This window comes from Halolamina sp. C58 (genome assembly GCF_051195095.1).
Lineage (GTDB): Archaea > Halobacteriota > Halobacteria > Halobacteriales > Haloferacaceae > Halolamina.
In genome coordinates this window covers 1-5,151 of the sequence record NZ_JBNTJY010000006.1, presented here as the reverse complement: position 1 = coordinate 5,151, position 5,151 = coordinate 1, and the positions used below count along the sequence as shown (strand labels likewise).

Genomic DNA, 5,151 nt, shown 5'->3' with positions numbered 1-5,151 from the left:
TCTGATGCGAGCCTTGGTAGTTCGGTGTCCCCCGGTTCGGCCGGCGGACAGCGAACGGTAACCGATACGCAAGACCAGATGGTAACGATCACGTCGTGTGATCCGACCCGCCACCCACGTGCAGATGCACGTACACATTCCGGTTGATCCTGCCGGAGGTCATTGCTATCGGGGTCCGATTTAGCCATGCTAGTCGCGCGGGTTAGACCCGCGGCGTATAGCTCAGTAACACGTGGCCAAACTACCCTACAGACAGGAACAACCTCGGGAAACTGAGGCTAACTCCTGATACGCGTCGACTGTTTGAACACATCGACGCTCAAACGCTCCGGCGCTGTAGGATGTGGCTGCGGCCGATTAGGTAGACGGTGGGGTAACGGCCCACCGTGCCAATAATCGGTACGGGTTGTGAGAGCAAGAGCCCGGAGACGGAATCTGAGACAAGATTCCGGGCCCTACGGGGCGCAGCAGGCGCGAAACCTTTACACTGCACGCCAGTGCGATAAGGGGACCCCGAGTGAAAGGGCATATCGCCCTTTCTTTTCTGAACCGTAGGGAGGTTCAGGAACAAGAGCTGGGCAAGACCGGTGCCAGCCGCCGCGGTAATACCGGCAGCTCGAGTGATGACCGATCTTATTGGGCCTAAAGCGTCCGTAGCTGGCCGCGCAAGTCCGTCGGGAAATCCACCCGCTTAACGGGTGGGCGTCCGGCGGAAACTGTGCGGCTTGGGACAGGAAGGCTCGAGGGGTACGTTCGGGGTAGGAGTGAAATCCCGTAATCCTGAACGGACCGCCGATGGCGAAAGCACCTCGAGAGGACTGATCCGACAGTGAGGGACGAAAGCTGGGGTCTCGAACCGGATTAGATACCCGGGTAGTCCCAGCCGTAAACGATGTTCGTTAGGTGTGCCACTCACTACGAGTGAGTGGTGTGCCGCAGGGAAGCCGCTAAACGAACCGCCTGGGAAGTACGTCCGCAAGGATGAAACTTAAAGGAATTGGCGGGGGAGCACTACAACCGGAGGAGCCTGCGGTTTAATTGGACTCAACGCCGGTAACCTTACCAGCCCCGACTACGGTGATGACGGCCAGGTTGATGACCTCGTCACGACGCCGTAGAGAGGTGGTGCATGGCCGCCGTCAGCTCGTACCGTGAGGCGTCCTGTTAAGTCAGGCAACGAGCGAGACCCGCGCTCCTAATTGCCAGCATGTCCCTTGAGGATGATGGGTACATTAGGAGGACTGCCGCCGCCAAGGCGGAGGAAGGAACGGGCAACGGTAGGTCAGTATGCCCCGAATGGGCTGGGCAACACGCGGGCTACAATGGCCGAGACAATGGGTTCCAACCCCGAGAGGGGACGGTAATCTCAGAAACTCGGTCGTAGTTCGGATTGCGGACTGCAACTCGTCCGCATGAAGCTGGATTCGGTAGTAATCGCATTCCAGGAGAGTGCGGTGAATACGTCCCTGCTCCTTGCACACACCGCCCGTCAAAGCACCCGAGTGGGGTCCGGATGAGGCCTGTTTCACAGGTCGAATCTGGGCTCCGCAAGGGGGCTTAAGTCGTAACAAGGTAGCCGTAGGGGAATCTGCGGCTGGATCACCTCCACTGACCGGGATCTGCCCTTTCGGGCAGACCCACTTTCACCGTTCGGTGTGCCGGTTCGACCGGGCACCTTAGAACTACCAAGGCTCCATAGGGCTCGTAGCTCAGTGGGAGAGTGCCTCCTTTGCAAGGAGGATGCCCGGGGTTCGAATCCCCGCGAGTCCATCTCGGATCGAAGGAAACCGTGCGGGTTATATGCCCGACGAGAGTACGATGGGATCCAGACCGATCGATGCACCAGACCGCGAGAGCGCGTCTGGGAAGGGTCAGAGTACGCTCCCGTGAGACCCACGGGACGTACGTTGACGACCGTGTGTAAGCGTAGTCCAGGCACCCACTGGACCCGTTCACCCGGGTTGCAGTGGAACGACGATAGACGATTACCGACAGACGGCTACTATGCCGGCTGATGGATTGCTCGGCTCGAGTGCCGAAGAAGGACGTGCCAAGCTGCGATAAGCCTCAGGGAGCTGCATGGAAGCATAGAACTGAGGATCTCCGAATGGGAATCCCCACCGCAATTGCCTCGCGCAATGGGGAACGTCCTGAATTGAAACATCTTAGTAAGGACAGGAAGAGAAAGCAACTGCGATGTCGTTAGTAACCGCGAGTGAACGCGATACAGCCCAAACCGAATCCGCAAGGACATGTGGTGTACAGGCTGGCTCCCAGCACTCGACAAACTACGAGAAGTCTCTTGGAACAGAGCACGAAACAGGGCGACAGTCCCGTACCGTAGTTCAGTAGAGTGTGCGCCAGTTCTAGAGTAGCGGGGGTTGGATATCCCTCGTGAATGTCGCGGGCATCGACCGCGAAGGCTAAACACTCCTCGAGACCGATAGCGAACAAGTAGCGTGAGCGAACGCTGAAAAGCACCCCGAGAAGGGCGGTGCAATAGGGCATGAAACCAGTCGGCGATAGAGCGACGGGGCTTGAAAGGCCCTCTTCAAAACGATCGAGGCGCGAGCCTCCAGTAGGACGAAGAGGGAGCCGAAGTTCCGTCGTACGTTTTGAAAAACGAACTAGGGAGTGTATCTCTTTGGCGAGTCTAACCTGTTCATCAGGGAAGGCGCAGGGAAACCGATAGGGGCGCAGCATTGCCAGGCCCACCGTGTTCAAGCGCGGGGAGTCGAAGGGATACGACCCGGAACCGAGCGATCTACTCTGGAGCAGGGCGAAGCGTGCCGAAAGGCACGTGGAGGCCCGTTAGGGTTGGTGTCCTACAATACCCTCCCGTGACTCGAGAGTAGGGGTGAAAGGCCCATCGAGCTCGGCAACAGCTGGTTCCAACCGAAACATGTCGAAGCATGACCTCATCCGAGGTAGTGTGCGCGGTAGAGCGACCGATTGAGAGACCCGCCTCCGAGAGGAGTCGGCCTCTCTGTCGAACTCCGAACGTGCGCACGCCGTGGACGATGGGAGTCCGGTGCCCGGGGTAAGCTTGGGTACCATGAGGGGAACAACCCAGAGCTGGGTTAAGGTCCCAAAGTGTGGATTAAGTGCGATTGGAAGGTTGTCTCGAGCCCTAAACAGCCGGGAGGTGAGCTTAGAAGCAGCTACCCTCTAAGAAAAGCGTAACAGCTTACCGGCCGAGGTTCGAGGCGCCGAAAATGATCGGGGCTCAAATCCACCACCGAGACCTAGCGGCACTAGTAACATAGTGACCCAGTAGGTTGGCACTCTGGACGGATGGAAGCTCGGGCGAGAGCTCGCGTGGACCGTTCAGTGACGAAAATCCTAGTCATAGTAGCAGCGAAAGTCGGGTGTGAACCCCGACGGCCAGAAGAGTAAGGGTTCCTTGGCACTGTTAGTCAGCCAAGGGTTAGTCGGTCCTAAGGTCCCTCGTAACTCGCAGGGATCGAAAGGACAGCTGGTTAATATTCCAGCACCATCGTGCAGTGAAACCGACGCTTTCGGAACCATCGAGCCGGGCCTTCGCCCGGTCGAATCGAGGAAGCTCGTGGACGCCGTAACGGCAGGAAGCGAGCGAAGCTCGAGATAGCGAAAGTCGATGTTACCAAGAGCCCGTGAAAAGGGAGCACGATGTCCGTACCGAGATCCGACACAGGTACTCTGCCAGAGCAAGGCGCGGCCTGTCGGGAGAACCGACGTTAGGGAATTCGGCAAGTTAGTTCCGTACGTTCGCAATAAGGAATGCCTGCCTCAAGCGAGGCAGGTCGCAGTGTCTTGGGCGCTCCGACTGTCTAGTAACAACACAGGTGACCGCAAATCCGCAAGGACTCGTACGGTCACTGAATCCTGCCCAGTGCGGGTATCTGAACACCAAGTACAATTGGACGAAGGACCCGTCAACGGCGGGGGTAACTATGACCCTCTTAAGGTAGCGTAGTACCTTGTCGCTTCAGTAGCGACTCGCATGAATGGATCAACGAGAGCGCCACTGTCCCAACGTTGGACCCGGTGAACTGTACGTTCCAGTGCGGAGTCTGGAGACCCCCAAGGGGAAGCGAAGACCCTATAGAGCTTTACTGCAGGCTGTCGCTGAGACGTGGTCGCTACTGTGCAGAGTAGGTAGGAGCCGCTACACAGGTACCCGCGCTAGCGGGCCACCGAGGCACACATGAAACACTACCCGGTAGTGACTGCGACTCTCACTCCTGGCGGAGGACACCGGTAGCCGGGCAGTTTGACTGGGGCGGTACGCGCTCGAAAAGATATCGAGCGCGCCCCAAGATTTCCTCACTCGGGTCGGGAACCCGAGGAAGAGCGCAAGAGCAAACGGAAGTCTGACAGTGTCATTCCCAACGAGTGACGCTGACGCGAAAGCGTGGTTTAGCGAACCAACCATGGTCCTTGATGGGCCAGGTTGCTGACAGAAAAGCTACCTTAGGGATAACAGAGTCGTCACGCGCAAGAGCACATATCGACCGCGTGGCTTGCTACCTCGATGTCGGTTCCCTCCATCCTGCCCGTGCAGAAGCGGGCAAGGGTGAGGTTGTTCGCCTATTAAAGGAGGTCGTGAGCTGGGTTTAGACCGTCGTGAGACAGGTCGGCTGCTATCTATTGGGGGTGTTATGGTACTTGACGAGAACGATCGTATAGTACGAGAGGAACTACGATTGGTGGCCACTGGTGTACCGGTTGTTCGAGAGAGCATTGCCGGGCAGCCACGCCACACGGGGTAAGAGCTGAACGCATCTAAGCTCGAAACCCACTCGGAAACGAAGTACCGTTGAGGACACTCGTAGAAGAGGAGTTAGATAGACTCGGGATGTACGCGCCAAGGCAACGAGGCGTTGAGTCCGCGAGCACTAACAGTCCGAAGCCATCATTCATCCGGTAATCGGATATCTCTGCACTGCACCCGTTTCGAACGGGTCCAGGTGCGAACTGGACTACGCTTATCACACGGTTCGATCCACACCGAGCTTGGTAGGTTCGCGGTTCGATTCCGCGACTCGGCGTGAGACGGCCAGAGTGGTGAGGTAACACCCGTACCCATCCCGAACACGGAAGTTAAGCTCACCTACGTGTGGGCGAGTACTGGCGTGGGCGACCCGCTGGGAAAGTGCACTCGCCGTCTCT

At 57.9% G+C, this 5,151-nt stretch carries 1 tRNA gene and 3 rRNA genes; all 4 read left to right on the top strand.

The features are described 5' to 3' along the window. The first annotated feature begins 136 nt into the window (after positions 1–136). Positions 137–1,608 (top strand): 16S ribosomal RNA (locus ACQUSM_RS15905). Positions 1,609–1,698: 90 nt separating this feature from the next. Beyond that, a tRNA-Ala gene (locus ACQUSM_RS15900) sits at positions 1,699–1,770 on the top strand. 219 nt (positions 1,771–1,989) lie between these two features. Next, positions 1,990–4,901 (top strand): 23S ribosomal RNA (locus tag ACQUSM_RS15895). Between the two features lie 129 nt (positions 4,902–5,030). Next, positions 5,031–5,151: ribosomal RNA gene (rrf, locus tag ACQUSM_RS15890) — 5S ribosomal RNA — on the top strand; the annotation flags it as partial.